Here is a 15,005-nt window from a genome sequence, read left to right on the forward strand (position 1 = left end):
AAAGGAGGGTCCGCAATTCACGTTGAATACCTTCCGAAAGATTCGCGGATTACGATTCACTTTATCTTTGCACGCGGCATTCGCTTTGCTGAATATGGACATTTCCGTCCTGTCCCGGAGGCAGCCCATGAAAGACACCGCCACGCCAACCGCCGCGGATCGGGTTCCACTGACCGCCGCGCCTGCATCGAGCGCCGGTGACGACGGCTCTCTGCCGCATCTGCGCGAGATTGCGTCGTTCGGGCACCAGGTGACCGGCGTCGCCGTCGCCGCGGACGGACGCATCTTCGTCAACTTCCCGCGCTGGACAGAAGACGCGCCGATCTCCGTCGGCGTACTCACGCCCGATGGCGACGTCCGTCCTTATCCCGACGATCGATGGAACGGCTGGCGCAATGCCAGGCGTGAGGAGTTGAACCCGCAGGATCGCTGGGTCTGCGTGCAGGCGATGCTGTGCGATTCGCAAAACAACCTGTGGGTACTCGACCCCGGCGCGCCGGCCCAGGCGTTCGTCGTGCCGGGTGCCCCTAAACTGGTCCGCATCGATCTTGCGACGGATAGCGTCGTCGGCTGCATTGCGTTCACGCTCGAAATCGGGCCTCAGGGCAGCTATCTGAACGACGTGCGCATCAGTCCCGACGGCCGTTTCGCCTACATCACGGACTCTGGAACACGCGGCGCGATCGTGGTGGTCGATCTCGGCACCGGTCAAGCGCGCCGCGTGCTCGACGGGCATCCGTCGACGCAAACGGATCCGGGCGTCACGGTCCATGCAGGCGGCGCACCATTGCGGCGTCCCGATGGACGCGGCGTCGAATTTTCGGCCGACGGCATCGCGCTCACTCGCGATGGTCTTTATCTGTACTGGCAGGCCGTGAAGGGCAAAACGCTTTACCGCGTGCCCACCGAAGCGCTTCGCGACACCGCGCTCGCGACCGATGAAGTCGGCAACCGCGTCGAGAAAGTGCTCGAGCATCGCCCCGCCGACGGCCTGCATATCGACCGGACGGGACGCCTGCTGATTGCCGCGGTCGAAGAACACGCGGTGAAGGTATGGGACGGCGCGACATTGACGACGTTGCTGCACGAGCCCGGCCTGCGATGGCCGGATACGTTCGCGGAAGGGCCGGACGGCACGATCTACCTGACCGACTCACGCATTCCCGAGATGAACTGGTTCAAGCCGGGCCACCCCGACGCGCTGTCTTCGAGGTTGCTGATCATTGCCGACGCCGCTCCGTCAGCGGGTGGATGAGCACGCGGCTGAACCGCGCGGTCGCGCGCTCTGCCGGCACAGCGGATGCTCGCCTCGTCGAACCATCCCGCTCACCCGACTGACGCCGCATCGCCACACCGCGGCCGCCGTTCGTCCGTGCGGCCCGGCGCGCCGAGGCCGGCCGGGAACGCGCCATGCTAGTGGAGGACAAGAGCTGGCGCGCGCCAGCGCGTCTGCCGTACATGCACGCGCCAAACGGCGCCAGGGGTCGAGGGATGATCGGCGAAACCTCATTCGCAACGCACTGCCCGCCTGAAAACGGACAGCCGATGGAGAACGTCGCATGACGATCGGCTGCCCCGAATGCGGCGCGCTCGAAGACATCCCGCCGCTCACCGCACATACCTACGCGCGTTGCCGCGCCTGTCACTTTCCGCTCGAGCGGCGTAGCGGCCGAAGCCAGACCGCGGCGCTCGCGTGCGCGAGCGCGACCTTCGTATTGCTGTTTCCGGCCAACCTCGCGCCCCTGATGTATGTCCATATGCTCGGCGTCGAGCGCTCATCACTGCTGTCGTCGGGCATCGTGGAGATGTGGAACGATGGCTGGTTCATTCTCGCGGTGCTGCTCGGCACCTTCGGTATCGTGCTGCCATTCATCCGCTTTGGCGGCCTCGTGATCGTCCTCGTCACGCTGCGGCTCGGCCGGCGTACCAGAGGAATCGGTGCGCTGTTTCGCTGGACCACCTCGCTCGATATCTGGGCCATGCCCGATGTCTATCTGGTCGGCTGCTTCGTCGGTTACGCGCGCGTGACGCAGAATCTGACCGGCACGATCGCCCCCGGCGGCTACTGCTTCATCGCCGCGGCGCTGCTGTCGATGCTCACGCGCGCGTCGCTCGACCGGAGAACGGTGTGGCGCGCGATCGCTGCGGAAAACGAGTTGCCGGAACATGAAGCGCCGCTGTCCTGCACGGTTTGCGATCTGGTCGTGCCGATGTCGCAGGAGGGGCGCCCCTGCCCTCGTTGCGCACTGACGCTGCGCGCCCGCAAAACCGACGCCGTCGTGCGCGCGGCCGCGCTGTCGCTCGCCGCGCTCGTTCTGACGATCCCGGCCAACTTCTTTCCGATGACCACTTCGATGCAACTCGGGCGAACCCAGTCGCACCGGATCATCGACGGCGTCTACCAGCTGTTCCATGCGGGCCTGTGGCCGCTCGGCATTCTGATCATTTGTACGAGCATCGTCATTCCGGTGGCGAAGATTCTCGGCATGGCATGGTTCGTCGTCTCCGTTCGGCGCCGGTCGCGCCGGCATCTGCGGGTCAAGGCGCATCTGTACCGCCTGATCGACGAACTCGGCCGATGGTCGTTCGTCGACGTGTTCACGATCGCCGCGTTCGTGCCGCTGATCCACTTCGACGGCATCGCCGCGGCGAGACCCGCCATCGGCGCCACCGCGTTCGCGCTGGTCGTGCTGCTGACGATGGCCGCTTCGCGCGCATTCGACCCGCGCCTGATGTGGGACGTCCACCCGCGGAGCAAGCGATGAGCGGCACGCGTCCCCGTCGTTCGCAAGCCCAGGTGCGGCGCAGCGCGTGGCCCGGCTGGATCTGGGCGGTGCCGGTCGCAGCCTTCGCGATGGCCGGATGGCTCGGCGTTCGCGCGTTGATGCATCAGGGCGAGACGGTCACGGTAACCTTCGACAACGCGTACGGCATGAAATCCGACGACACGATCGTCACGCTGCGCGGCGTCAAGGTCGGCGCCGTATCGGAGATTACGCTCGCGCCCGATGGCCAACACGTGCAAGCCGAGCTCAAGATAGATCGCGCCGAAAAAAAGTATCTGCGCAGCGAGACCAGGTTTTTTCTGCGCGGCGCACACGTGGATCTCAACGATCCAGCGTCGATCAAGGGAGTGCTGTCCGGCCCCGAGATCGTGATGGAACCCGGGCCCGGCGAACCGGCATCGCATTTCGAGGGTGTCGATCGCCGCCCCGCGCTCGCGCCGGGGCACGGCCCGGTCGTCACCTATCTGGTGCGCTTCGAGGGCGCCGTCGGCGACCTGAAGAGTGGTGCCGATGTGCAATTGCGCGGTTTCGACGTGGGCACCGTCACCAGCGTGCGCCTGAACTACGACGCACGCACGGGCGCGCTGAGCACCCCGGTGCAGATCGCCCTGAACCCGTCGCAGCTTGGCATCGTCGGCGCGCCGCCACCGGCCAACGGGGACTGGCGCCCGCTCGTCGACGGCATGCTCACCCGCCTCGTCGCCACAGGCTTGCGCGCGCGGTTGTCGCAAGATCCGCCGGTCGTCGGCGCGGACAAGATCAACCTCGACTTCGTGCAAGGCGCGCCGGTCGCGACGCTCGCCAGCGAGGACGGCCTGCCCGTCATTCCGAGTGTTGCCGCCGCGAATCTCGACACGACGATGGCCAAGGCCAACGAGGTGATCCAGAAAATCGACGATCTTCCGATCCGGCAAACCGGCGAACAGGTCCGCAGTATCGCCGCGCATATCAACGCGCTCAGTTCCTCGCCTCAGATCAAGGACAGCCTGACGCACATCGACCACTCGGTCGCGCAGATCGATCACACGTTGCAGCAGGTCTCGCCACAGATCGGTCCGCTGGTCGCGCAATTGCGCGACACCGCGAACGCGGCCGATCGCACCGTTGCCGCGGCGAACCGGACGCTAGGCGGCGATGCGTCGAGCCAGAACGACCTGCCTGCCGCCATGCAGGAGCTGACCGACACCGCACGCTCGATTCGGGCACTGGCCGACTATCTCGACCGCCATCCGGAGGCGCTGATCCATGGCAGACAGCAGGAGGCTCAATGATGACGAGGTCGACGTTCCCCGTCGGACGCGCCGTCGCGGCATCGCTCGCGACGAGCGTCAGGACGGCGGCGTTTGTCGTAACCGTCGCGGCGATGACGCTCGCCGGGTGCGGACACAGCATACCGACACGCTATGTGACGTTGAACCCGATGCCCGCCGACGCGCCGCCCGCCACGGCGCCGATGCCACCGATTCAACTGACCGCCGTGCATATTCCCGCGGTGCTCGATCGGCTCGAAGTCGTCACGCTGGCTTCGCAGAACCGGCTGACGATCGACGATAGCGCCCGGTGGGGCGCACCGCTCGCTCAGATGATGCGCAAAACGCTTGCCCAGGACTTGCTCACGCGGCTGCCCGCCGGATCGTTCGTCGTTCCGGATGCACCCGCGCCGCCCGGCACGCGCACGCTGGTCGTCACCGTGCTGAATGCCACGGCCGATCCGAGCGGCACGCTGACGCTGCAAGCGGAGTGGACGCTGCTGGCTGGGCACTCGGATCAGGCGCTGCTGCGGCAGCAGGTGACGCTCGACTCCGCGATCGATGGACACGATGCGCTCGCGCAGGCGGCCGCGTTGAGCCGAGTTCTCGGCGAATTGGCCGACCGGATCGCGGCGTCGGTCGTCGCGCACTGACCGACGGCGTCGAGTTCGCTGCCGCGTCGATCAGGCAGTAGTCTTATCGCGTTTCCTTGCGGAAAGCCGGTTGAAACGCTGCTCGACCACGCGTGTTCCCCATTGCGTGCCTTCCGATTCTTCACTTAGCCGAAAGCCGAATGACTCGTACAGATGACGCGCCGCGTCGAGCCCCTTGAACGTCCATAGATAGGTTTCGTCGAACCGCGCGTCGACGAAACGCATGGCATGTGACAGCAATTGCCGTCCAATCCCGGAGCCGCGCAACGAATCGTCGACGATGAACCAGCGCAAATGAGCGACACCCGTGTCGTTATCCCCGTCGATCACGACAGACGCGAGCGTGCGGCCGTTTTCGACGTATAGCCAAAGCCCTTTACCTTCGGCCGGCAATGCGCCCGCGAACTCCGCCAGCCCCGTCGCGACCTTCTTTTCGAAGAAGGCGCCGAAACCCCAGTGTTGCGCGTAATAGCGCCCGTGCAGACTCGCGATATCGCCGATGCAGCCGGGTTGGTAGCCTTCCACGATTCCCGCGGACCCCGCTTCCGTCGCGGCAAGCTTGCTGACGTCACCCTGCGCGAGGGCGTCCGCGTACAGCGCGAGAGAACGGACCAGCGCCTGCTGGTCGGCGGGAACCATGCGCCGCAGCGCGCCGGACACGCGATCGGTCGCGAACCGGTCGATCTTTTTGCGCAACCTCTGACCTTCGGCCGTCAGGTACAGCTCGGAGGAACGGGCATCGTCGACAGAGACCGTGCGCTCGACCAGTCCGCTCGCTTCGAGCTTCGCGATCTGCCGGCTCGTATTCGATTTGTCGAGCCGCAGGATGGTCGCCAGATCTTTGGCGCTGATGCCCGGCGACATGCCGATCTCGATCACCGCATGCACGGCCGATGGCGCCAGATCGCTGTCGGCGATGGTCGTGCGCATGAAACCAAGTTCGCGGACCAGCCGGCGGGAAAACTCGCGGAGTTCGAGAATCGTCGTGTCGCGGGGTTTGGCGGGGGCGTCGATCAGGTCCATGATGGGCTCGCATATCAGTTGCGTTGCGCAATCAATATAGTTGCGGTTCGCAACTTCAGCAAGGGCGAAGTGGCAGTCGCGATCGCTGCAATGCAGCGTCCCGATGAAAAAACGGGCTCAACCGAACCCGGCTTTCTGTTCCGAACAACCTCGTCAATACCGCTGATTCTCCATCAACCGCTTGACGGTCAACGCCAACGGCACAGTAAAGAAGATATGCGACATGAACCCGCCGATAATCACGGTCGGGTCGAAGTAAGCCGGATGGCTTGGACTACACGTCGGAACTTCAAATCGGATTGCCCAGCGGACAGCATCGCCTTGATGCGCGGCCTTTAAACGGCGTCGGGTACCTGACGAGTCTTCAGAAACTCTTCGAGCGTTTCGCCGCGCATGCTCGCGTACATGCCGAGATTGGTGATCTTCACCACGCGCGCGAACTTCTCGAGCACGAAGAAAGACACCCCGTAACGGATCAGACCGATCCAGTCGGTGTTGTCGACCAACGTGCGTTCTTCCGGCGTCAGGCCGGCCGCATCGTATGAGGCGGTGCGGTTTTCGAGCCACAGTGCGCGCGCCGACGCTTCGCGCATCTGCCAGAAAAAGCGGTTCAGGCGCATCGCCTTCATGCTCTGGCGGATATCGAACGGATACGTGCCGGTCAGTTCTTCGACGCCAACCAGTTGCGGATTCATGACGCCACCTCTTCTTCGTAGATCGTCACGGCCATCGCGGTGCTGGTGGCCAGGTAGTAGTTGCGATGCAGCTCGCGGACCTGCTGACCCAGCGCGCCGCGCATCGCGAGCCACATGATCGTCTCGACGCTTTCCGCGCCGCCGAGGCGCACGTAATCGACGTGCTTCATCGCGGCAAGACGCTCCGGATCGTTGACGATCAGGTCGAGGAACTCCATGTCCCATTCGGTATTGTTGAAGCCGCTGCGTTCGCCATGCACCTGGTGCGACAGCCCGCCCGTGCCGACCACCACGACCTTCAGGTCCTGCTCGAACGATTCGATCGCGCGACGCAGTGCCTGGCCGAGCCGGTAGCAGCGATTCGCGGTGGGGAGCGGATACTGCAGCACGTTGACTTCGAGCGGCACCAGCGACAGCGGCCAGCCGCCCTGATGCGGCAGCATCAGCGACAGCGGCGAATTGACGCCGTGATCGAGCGGGCGGTCCTGGAATACGGTCAGATCGAATTCGTCGGCGACCAGTTGCTCGACGATATGGATCGCGAGATCCGGATGCCCGGCGATGTCGGGCAGCGGACGCTTGCCGGCGCCTTCATCGGCGAATTCGTGGTTGGGCGACACGCCGAGCGCGAACGTGGGATAGCAGTCGAAGAAGAAGCTGTTCGCGTGGTCGTTGTAGAACATCACCATCACGTCGGGCTTCTGCTCGGCCAGCCACTGCACCACCGGTTCATAACCCTTGAACATCGGCGCCCATGCCGGTTCGTTCTGCTTGCCCTTGTCGTATGCCAACCCGATCGTGGGTACATGGGACGTGCCGATACCGCCAATGATTCTTGCCATATTCGTTCTCTTCCGTCACTTCCGTGCTGCTGCCAATCGGATAGGTCGCCAGGTTTACCGCGCTAGTCACCACGACCGTCTTGGGATACAAAGATAAAAATAGTGCCGCGATACGGGAAGTACGGGTATACCTCAGACAGCGCCGGGTTGATGAGTAAAAGCCCGGTATTTGATCGCCCGCAGCGCGGATGAAGCGCGGCCCGAGCCACGCCGCGCAGGGCTTCCTCGGTATCCCAAGCCCCTGCGGCAAGCCTTCCGCGACGCCTTGGCATCTCGGCACGCGATAAATAAAACAGATGACCCGGAAAACAACTCGCAACGCACATTTCCAAGGCTTGGAGCGGTGCTGCACGCGTGGCTATACTGCGGTGCTTCCGACGAGCGACGAAACGATGAACGAGACCACCCAGCAAGCGATCGTGCAGACCTTACGCGAGAAGATCCTGTTGGGAGAACTGTCGCCCGGGCAGCGGCTCGTCGAAGCGCAGCTTGCGCAATGGCTCGGCGTGTCGCGCACGCCGCTGCGTTATGCGTTGAGCGTGCTGTCGTCGGAAGGCCTGCTCGATCGTTCGGGCTCGCGCGGTTACGTCGTGCGCCGCTTCAGCGTGCGCGACGTGCTCGACGCGATCGACGTGCGCGGCGTGCTCGAGGGACTCGCCGCGCGCTCGGTCGCCGAAAACGGCCTGAGCCCCGCGCTCGCCGCCGCGCTCGACGACTGCCTGCATGAGGGCGACGCGATCTTCGAGCAAAAGCATCTGCAGCCAGGCGACGACGTGCGCTACACGCAGATGAACGGCCGCTTTCACGCGCTGATCGTAGAAGCGGCGCAGAATCACGCGGTCACGGCCGCGCTCAGTCTGAACGACAAGGTGCCGTTCGTGTCGCCGTTCACGATCGCGTTCGACGAATCCGCGCGCGAGCGTCAATTCATGATGCTGATGTACGCGCATCGCCAGCATCATGCGATCGTCGACGCGCTGAAAAAAGGCGAAGGCGCGCGCGTCGATGCGTTGATGAAGGAGCACACGCATATCTCGAAGGAAAGTCTGAATCTGTCGCTGCCGTCGTTGCATCTGATCGCGGGCGCGGCATGAGCAACGACACGCTTTCCGCCGCAACCAGCCAGGCGACCGCCAAAGCGCCGCTACCGGTCAGCAGCAAGGACCTGCTCAATCTCGCGCAACTGCGCGCATTCCGGCTCGTCGCCGAGATGGGCAGCGCGACGCGCGCGGCGGCCGCGTTGTTTCGCGCGCAGTCGGCGGTCACGCGCTCCGTGCAGGAGCTCGAGTCGGCGCTCGGCGAACCGCTGTTCGATCGCGGTCCTTCGGGCATGCTGCCCACCCCGGTCGGCCGCGCGGTGCTGCATCGCTGCGAGCGGATCTTCGCTGAACTCGAAGAGCTCGCGCAATGGTGCGCCGCGCGACAGACGCGCCGCCGGCCCGTCGCGGAAGGCGCATTGCCCGCGTATCTGCTCAACACGCGGCGGTTGCAACTATTCGCGGCGCTCGCGCGGCATCGGCATATGCCGAGCGCGGCAAAAACCTTCGGCATCAGCCAGCCCGCGGTGAGCACCGCGATCCGGGTACTCGAAAGCGGCTCGGGACTGAGTCTGTTTCACCGCAGCCCGCGCGGCATTCTGCTGACGGCCGAGGGCGAAACGTTCCTGCTTCACGTGCGCCGCGCGCTGAACGAACTGCGCCACGTCCCCGACGATATCGCCGCATTGCACGGCAAGATTCAGGGCTCGGTGACGGTCGGCGCGTTGCCGCTCGGGCGCACGCTGATCCTGCCGAAGGCGATCGCGCGAATGACCTCGGAGAATCCCGGCGTGCGCGTGGTCACCGACGAAAGCGCGTACGAGACGCTCGTGGCCGGTCTGCGCGCGGGCGACATCGATTTCATTCTCGGCGCGCTGCGCGACAACGACGCGACGAGCGGCCTGAAAAACGAGCGGCTGATGTCGGAAGACATGGTGGTGCTGGTGCGCCGCGGTCATCCGCTGACTCACGCGCACGATCTGACCATCATGGGTCTGCGCGACGCGCAGTGGATTCTGCCGCGCAGCAACGCGCCGGCGCGTGCGCTGTTCGAAACGCAATTCAAGCGGATGAAGGTGAAGCCTCCTTTGCCGACCGTCGAGACCGCCGACCTCGCGGTGATTCGCGGCCTGCTGCTCGGTACCGACATGGCGGCGGCCTTGTCGGCGCAGCAGTTGCATCACGAGATTCAGTCCGGACAACTGGTGGTTCTCGATGTACCGCTGCACAACACGCGGCGCGAGATCGGCCTGACGATGCGCGCGGCGGGCACGCCGTCACCGGCCGCGCGCGCATTGATCGACGCGATCCGGCTGTCGGTCGTCGATGTGACGCGCACCGTCAGTATCGGCGCGAACTGAGCACTTCAATTGATTAGTGTTCAACTATTCCTGGCTGGGTCCGGTAGGCCGTCGAAAAACGCGCGCCAGCTCACAGAGGCGTCATAACGCGCCGCCGAATCGCTCGACGCACGCCTGCCGCATGCGCTCGACCGAGCTCGCCCAGTCCTCACCCGGCGCGCGCCGGAACAGGCGCAGCGTGTGCGGATACCACGGCGAATCGTCGCGCTCGTGCATCCAGCGCCAATCGACGTCTCGTTCGGGCAGCATGACCCAGCACGGCTTGCCGAGCGACGCCGCCAGATGCGCGATCGATGTATCGACGCAGATCACCAGATCGAGTTGCGCGACGATCGCCGCGCTGTCCGCGAAGTCCGTCACGCGCGCGCCGAGATCGAGCAGCGGCTGGGTGACCGGCGCATTGCGCGCTTCGTCCTCGCCCTGCCCCTTCTGCAAGCTCACGAAGCTCAGGCCTGGCACGCTCCACAGCGGCGCGAGCGTGGCGAGCGACGGCATCGAGCGATTCGCGTCGTTATGATGCTTCGCGTTGCCCTTCCAGACCAGACCGACCCGGTGGCCGGGCGGCAGTGCGTCGAGCGCGGGGCGCCATTGTTCGATGAGCGCGGGATCCGCGCTCAGTCGCGCGGGACGCGGAATCGTATCCAGCGTCGTGCGCAGATACAACGGCACGCTAAGCAGACTGGTCCAGCAATCGTAGGTCGCAACGCGCGCGAGCGCTCCGTGGTGGTCGAGCACCGCATCGACGCCGTCCACCTCGCCGATCAGCCGATGCAACGCCGGCGCACACGCAAACGCGATATGTGCGGCCCCCAGCGCCTTCAGCAGCGGAACGTAGCGGCTGAATTGCAGCATGTCGCCGAGGCCGTCTTCCTGCCACAGCAGCACGGACCTGCCCCCGAGCGGCTCGCCGAGCCATTGCGGACAACTGAGCATCGCCCGCGACTTTCGATGAATGAAATGGGGCTGCTCATAGCGGCATTCGTAGAGGGGCCAGCCCTCGTCGAAGCGGCCGAAGCCGAGCAGCAACACGGCGAGGCTGAAACGCGCCTCGCCATAGTCGGGTTTCAATGCAATCGCCTGCCGATACGCGCCTTCAGCCTCGGCAAAGCGCCCGAGTTGCGTCAGCGCGTTGGCAATGTTCGAGTGCGCCTCGGCGAGTTGTGGCGACACCGCGAGCGCTTGCCGGAACGCATCGAGCGCTTCCGGAAATCGCTCTAGCACGCGCAGCACGCAACCCAGATTGTTGTGCGCATGAGCAAGCCCGGGCTGGCAGCGAATCGCGTCTCGGTAAGCCTGCTCGGCTTCCTCATAACGTTCCTGCCTGAACAGCGCCACGCCAAGGTTGTAATGCGCCTCCGCATAGTCCGCCCGATGCGCGAGCGCTTCGCGGTACGCCGCCTCGGCCTCGCTGAGCCGATCGAGATCGACGAGCACCGCGCCAAGATTGAGATGCGCTTCCGCGTAGTCGGGCCGGATAGCGATCGCGAGCCGGCAAGCCAGCTCCGCTTCCGCGAGACGCTGGGTCGCCTTCAGCACACCGGCGAAATTATTGAGCGCCTCCGGATATTGCGGCTTCAGCGTCAGCGCTTCGCGATACGCGGCGTCCGCTTCCGCGAGACGCCCGAGCTCCATCAGCACGCTGCCGAGGTTGTTGTGCAATTCGGCATGGGCACGCAAGCCGCGCAGCGCATGACGATAAGCCACTTCTGCTTCCTGCGGGCGTCGCAGGTCGCGCAGCACGATGCCGTGGTTGTAATGCGCTTCGGCGTGGTCGGGATGAAGCGCCACCGCCTGCCGATATGCCGCCTCCGCTTCGGCGCGGTAGCCGAGCCCGTAAAGCACGTTGCCGAGTTGATAATGCGCGTTCGCGTCGAGCGGGCGCATCGACACCAGTTGCCGATAAGTCGACTTCGCGGCCGACAGGCGGCCGAGCGATCGGAATAGCGAGCCGAGACTCGCGTAGACGTCCGCGTAATCGGGCTTCAGATACAGGCACTGGCGCCAACGATTCTCCGCGTCCGCCCACCGACCCAGCGCGAACGAACACGCACCGGCAATATTGAACGCTTCGGCCCGCTGATCGTTCGGCAACGCGGAATCTTCGAGCAGCGGCGCGACGAGGGGCAACGCGTCGGCGAATTGCCCGGCCGAACATAGCGCCACGGCTCGCTGGTTGATGTCGGCGATCGAAGAAGCAGGCGTCTGCGTGAGTGTCATGTGTCGTGGCGATGTTTCAGCAGCGTGGCCGTGCAGCGGGTGCGCCGCCGTTGCGCCGCCGTTGCGCCGCTGTTGCGCTGTTGATTCGATACGCGCACCTCGCGCGATTTCACAGCATAAGTGATTCGTCTCGGCCTCAGCGCCCCGAAATAAGCGCTTTTTCACCGTCTAATCCGCCGTTATGCCCGTCATTGCGAATGAAAGGATCGCGCGGTGATGCTAGAATCGCGCCCGTCTTTTCTTCGACGATCATGACTCGACACTCGCGCAACCACCTGACCGCATGGCTTGGCCTCTTCGCCATGTGGCTCGTCGTGTTCGCGCCGCTCGTGAGTCAGTTGCTCGAATCGGGCCGCGCCCACGAGCCGATTGCCGCGCTATGTTCGGCGCTTCATCCGGCCGGTGCAAGCAATGCGAGCGATGCGAGCGTCGTCGCTCAAACCAGTCCCGCGCCCGTGCATCTGAGCCACGACGATGCATTCGGCGCCTGCGGCTACTGTCATCTGCTCGAACATCACGTCGCGATGCCGACGCTCGCCGCCGTCGAGCCGCCGGCCGCGCTGCCGCTGTCCGGCACCGCGCCGCCCACGCTGTCCACCCGCTTCACCCCGCTTGGCGCCTTCCCGTCGGGACGTCCGCGCGCCCCACCTGCCGTTTCCTGATCGCTACCGGTTCTGATCGCGCATTCGTCGCTCATATCGACGAGGCCTGCGATCGCCTGTTCAATGCATCGAGGAAACGCTCATGTTCAACTTCGCGCTGCGAAGGCTCTCTTATTGCGTCCGTCGTGACGCTGTCTTTTCCGCTCATCGCGCGGTTCGTCGTTCCGTTCTTTGGCCCGCGCTCATGCCTGCCTTCGTGCCGGCTTTCGTGCCGGCTTTCTTCGCAACACCCGCGCATGCCGCCGACGCAAACACCGACGCGACGCTGCCCGCCGTCAGCGTCAATGCGAGCGCAAGCGCAAGCGCCGCACCGCGCGCCGTCGACCCGAACCTGCCCGCCTCCGTCGAAACCATCACGCGAGATCAGTTCGCGAACTGGAACGTCGTCAACACCGAGGACGTGCTCAAGTACATGCCGAACCTGGCGGTACGCAAGCGCTTTACCGGCGATCTGAATTCGATCATCGCGGTGCGCGGCACCAGCAATACGCAGAGCGCGCGGGGCCTCGTCTATGCGGACGGCTTGCTGCTGAGCAACCTGCTCGGCAATAGCTATTCGTTTCCGCCGCGCTGGTCGATGGTGTATCCCGACGAAATCCAGCAGGTCGACGTAATCTACGGGCCGTTTTCCGCGCTGTATCCGGGCAATTCGCTCGGCGCGACCGTGCTGATCAGCACGCGCATGCCAAAGCAGTTCGAGGCCAACGCCGACGTGAAGGCATTCACGCAGCACTTCAGCCTGTTCGGCGTGAACCAGAGCTTCAACGGCAGCGAAGCGAGCGCGTCGATCGGCGATAGCATCGGCAAGTTCTCGTACCTGCTCGGCGTCAATCATCTCGAGAACACGAGTCAGCCGCTGCAATTCGCAACGCTCGCGCAATCGACCACGCACGCAAAGGCCGGCGACACGCCTGTCACCGGCGCCTATTTCTACAACAACCAGACCAATGCGCCGACGGCCGTGCTCGGTGTGAATGGCGAAGGCATCGAGCACACGGTGCAGGACCAGTTCAAGCTGAAGATGCAGTACGACTTCACGCCGACGCTGCAGGGCGGCTTCACGCTCGGCTACTGGCACCAGACGTACAACAGCGAAACATCGACGTTCCTGCGCGACGCGGCCGGCAACCCTGTGTACAGCGGCAACGTATCGATCAACGGTTACCACTACACGATTCCGGTGGCCGCGTTTGCGCCGGGTGTCGGGCACAGCGAGAACTGGCTCTACGGCGTGTCGCTGAAAACGCGCAACGCGACCGGCTGGAACGGCGAGGCGATCGCCTCGTACTACGACATCGGCAATGGAGTCGCACGCACCGCGAATGCCGGCGGCCCGGGCAATGGCCCCGGCACCGTACTGTTCAACGACGGCACCGGCTGGAAGACGCTGGACCTGCGCGGCACCTATACGCCCGCGACGAGCCAGCCAGGACTGGCCAATCACGCACTGAGCGTCGGCTACCACTATGACAACTACTTCGTCGACAACCAGACCTACAACACGCAGGACTGGCGCGACGGCGACGCGACCTCGTTCGCCAACGCGTTCACCGGCAAGACGCAGACGCAAGCTCTTTATGCGCAGGACGCGTGGCGCTTTCTGCCGCGCTGGAAGTTCGTCTACGGGGTGCGCTATGAAGACTGGCAAGCCTACGATGGCGCACAGTCGCTGCCCGGCACGACGATCGCGTTCAGCGATACCAGCCAGCGCCACCTTTCGCCGAAGGCGTCGTTATCGTTCGATGTCAGCGACGAGCTGACCTTGCGCGCGTCGATCGCTCGCGCGTATCGCTTTCCGACCGCGAGCGAACTGTTCCAGGGGCAAATCAATGGCTCCGCGATCGTCAACAACAATCCATATTTGCAGCCCGAAGACGATCTGTCGAAAGAACTGAGCGCCGAATGGACGCATTGGAATGGCGTGTTCCGCTTCTCGCTGTTTCAGGACGACGTGAAGAACACGATCTTCAGTCAGACCGACACCACCGTGATTCCGAACGTGACGAACTTCCAGAACATCGGCAAGGTTCGCTCGCGCGGCGTCGAAGCAAGCTATTCGGGCGAGGACGTGTTCGTGCGCGGGCTCGATCTGCTCGCGAGCGTCGCGTACACGCAGTCGAAGATCCTCGAGAACGCACGGAATCCGGCCTCGGTCGGCAAGTACTTCTACCGCATTCCGCTGTGGCGCGCGAATCTTGCCGCGACGTATCACTTCGACGCGCGCGCGGCGCTGACGCTCGCTGCGCGTTACTCGGGTCGTCAGTACAACACGCTGACGAATACCGACACGAACCCCAACGTGTTCGGCGGCACCAGCACCTACACGGTCGTCGACGCGAAGTTCACGTTCAAGCCGACGAAGCTCAGCGAACTCGGCATCGGCGTCGACAACCTGTTCGACGCGCGCTACTTCGTCTACCACCCGTATCCGGGCCGCACGTTTTATGTCGAAGCGAAGCTGCATATCTAGGCCTGACGC

Annotated in this window: 12 protein-coding genes; 8 read left to right on the forward strand and 4 right to left on the reverse strand. The window is 64.5% G+C overall.

The window, feature by feature from the left end; genetic code table 11:
* Window positions 1-127: 127 nt before the first annotated feature.
* The 4 genes from OKW45_RS09895 (at window position 128) to OKW45_RS09910 (ending at window position 4,689) form a co-directional block, all read left to right on the forward strand.
* Window positions 128-1,255, forward strand: coding sequence for an L-dopachrome tautomerase-related protein (locus OKW45_RS09895; protein ID WP_429467669.1), 1,128 nt, complete (start codon window positions 128-130; stop codon window positions 1,253-1,255).
* 304 nt (window positions 1,256-1,559) lie between these two features.
* Window positions 1,560-2,765: a paraquat-inducible protein A gene (locus OKW45_RS09900; RefSeq protein WP_429467672.1), complete on the forward strand. Its 1,206-nt coding sequence runs from the start codon at window positions 1,560-1,562 to the stop codon at window positions 2,763-2,765.
* Window positions 2,762-4,057, forward strand: coding sequence for an MlaD family protein (locus OKW45_RS09905; RefSeq protein WP_429467673.1), 1,296 nt, complete (start codon window positions 2,762-2,764; stop codon window positions 4,055-4,057). The genes OKW45_RS09900 and OKW45_RS09905 overlap by 4 nt, the downstream gene beginning before the upstream one ends.
* The gene (locus OKW45_RS09910) at window positions 4,054-4,689 is read left to right on the forward strand and encodes a PqiC family protein (protein ID WP_429467676.1); all 636 of its coding nucleotides are present in this window, start codon (window positions 4,054-4,056) and stop codon (window positions 4,687-4,689) included. Before OKW45_RS09905 ends, OKW45_RS09910 begins: the two co-directional genes overlap by 4 nt.
* A gap of 30 nt (window positions 4,690-4,719) precedes the next feature.
* On the opposite strand, the gene OKW45_RS09915 is transcribed toward OKW45_RS09910, so the two are convergent.
* From OKW45_RS09915 to OKW45_RS09925, 3 genes are all read right to left on the reverse strand, one after another.
* Window positions 4,720-5,712: a bifunctional helix-turn-helix transcriptional regulator/GNAT family N-acetyltransferase gene (locus OKW45_RS09915; protein WP_429467678.1), complete on the reverse strand. Its 993-nt coding sequence runs from the start codon at window positions 5,710-5,712 to the stop codon at window positions 4,720-4,722.
* 335 nt (window positions 5,713-6,047) lie between these two features.
* Entirely contained in the window at window positions 6,048-6,407 is a 360-nt protein-coding gene (locus tag OKW45_RS09920) for a protocatechuate 3,4-dioxygenase subunit alpha (protein ID WP_018423368.1), read from the reverse strand.
* Window positions 6,404-7,249, reverse strand: coding sequence for a gallate dioxygenase (locus tag OKW45_RS09925; protein WP_429467679.1), 846 nt, complete (start codon window positions 7,247-7,249; stop codon window positions 6,404-6,406). The genes OKW45_RS09920 and OKW45_RS09925 overlap by 4 nt, the downstream gene beginning before the upstream one ends.
* A 392-nt stretch (window positions 7,250-7,641) precedes the next feature.
* On the opposite strand from OKW45_RS09925, the gene OKW45_RS09930 reads away from it, so the two are divergent.
* Both OKW45_RS09930 and OKW45_RS09935 read left to right on the forward strand, forming a co-directional pair.
* On the forward strand, window positions 7,642-8,343 hold the full coding sequence (locus tag OKW45_RS09930; RefSeq protein ID WP_429467681.1) for a GntR family transcriptional regulator: 702 nt from the start codon (window positions 7,642-7,644) through the stop codon (window positions 8,341-8,343).
* The gene (locus OKW45_RS09935; protein WP_429467682.1) at window positions 8,340-9,647 is read left to right on the forward strand and encodes a LysR family transcriptional regulator; all 1,308 of its coding nucleotides are present in this window, start codon (window positions 8,340-8,342) and stop codon (window positions 9,645-9,647) included. The genes OKW45_RS09930 and OKW45_RS09935 overlap by 4 nt, the downstream gene beginning before the upstream one ends.
* Before the next feature lie 81 nt (window positions 9,648-9,728).
* Here OKW45_RS09935 and OKW45_RS09940 read toward each other — a convergent pair whose 3' ends face one another.
* The gene (locus OKW45_RS09940) at window positions 9,729-11,864 is read right to left on the reverse strand and encodes a tetratricopeptide repeat protein (protein WP_429467685.1); all 2,136 of its coding nucleotides are present in this window, start codon (window positions 11,862-11,864) and stop codon (window positions 9,729-9,731) included.
* Between the two features lie 251 nt (window positions 11,865-12,115).
* On the opposite strand from OKW45_RS09940, the gene OKW45_RS09945 reads away from it, so the two are divergent.
* The gene (locus tag OKW45_RS09945; protein ID WP_429467687.1) at window positions 12,116-12,526 is read left to right on the forward strand and encodes a DUF2946 domain-containing protein; all 411 of its coding nucleotides are present in this window, start codon (window positions 12,116-12,118) and stop codon (window positions 12,524-12,526) included.
* Window positions 12,527-12,608: 82 nt separating this feature from the next.
* A complete protein-coding gene (locus OKW45_RS09950; protein ID WP_429467690.1) occupies window positions 12,609-14,996 on the forward strand; it encodes a TonB-dependent receptor in 2,388 nt (795 codons plus the stop codon).
* Window positions 14,997-15,005 lie beyond the last annotated feature (9 nt).

Origin of the sequence: Paraburkholderia lebeckiae (assembly GCF_050436225.1) — a bacterium.
GTDB classification, from domain to species: Bacteria; Pseudomonadota; Gammaproteobacteria; order Burkholderiales; family Burkholderiaceae; genus Paraburkholderia; species Paraburkholderia tuberum.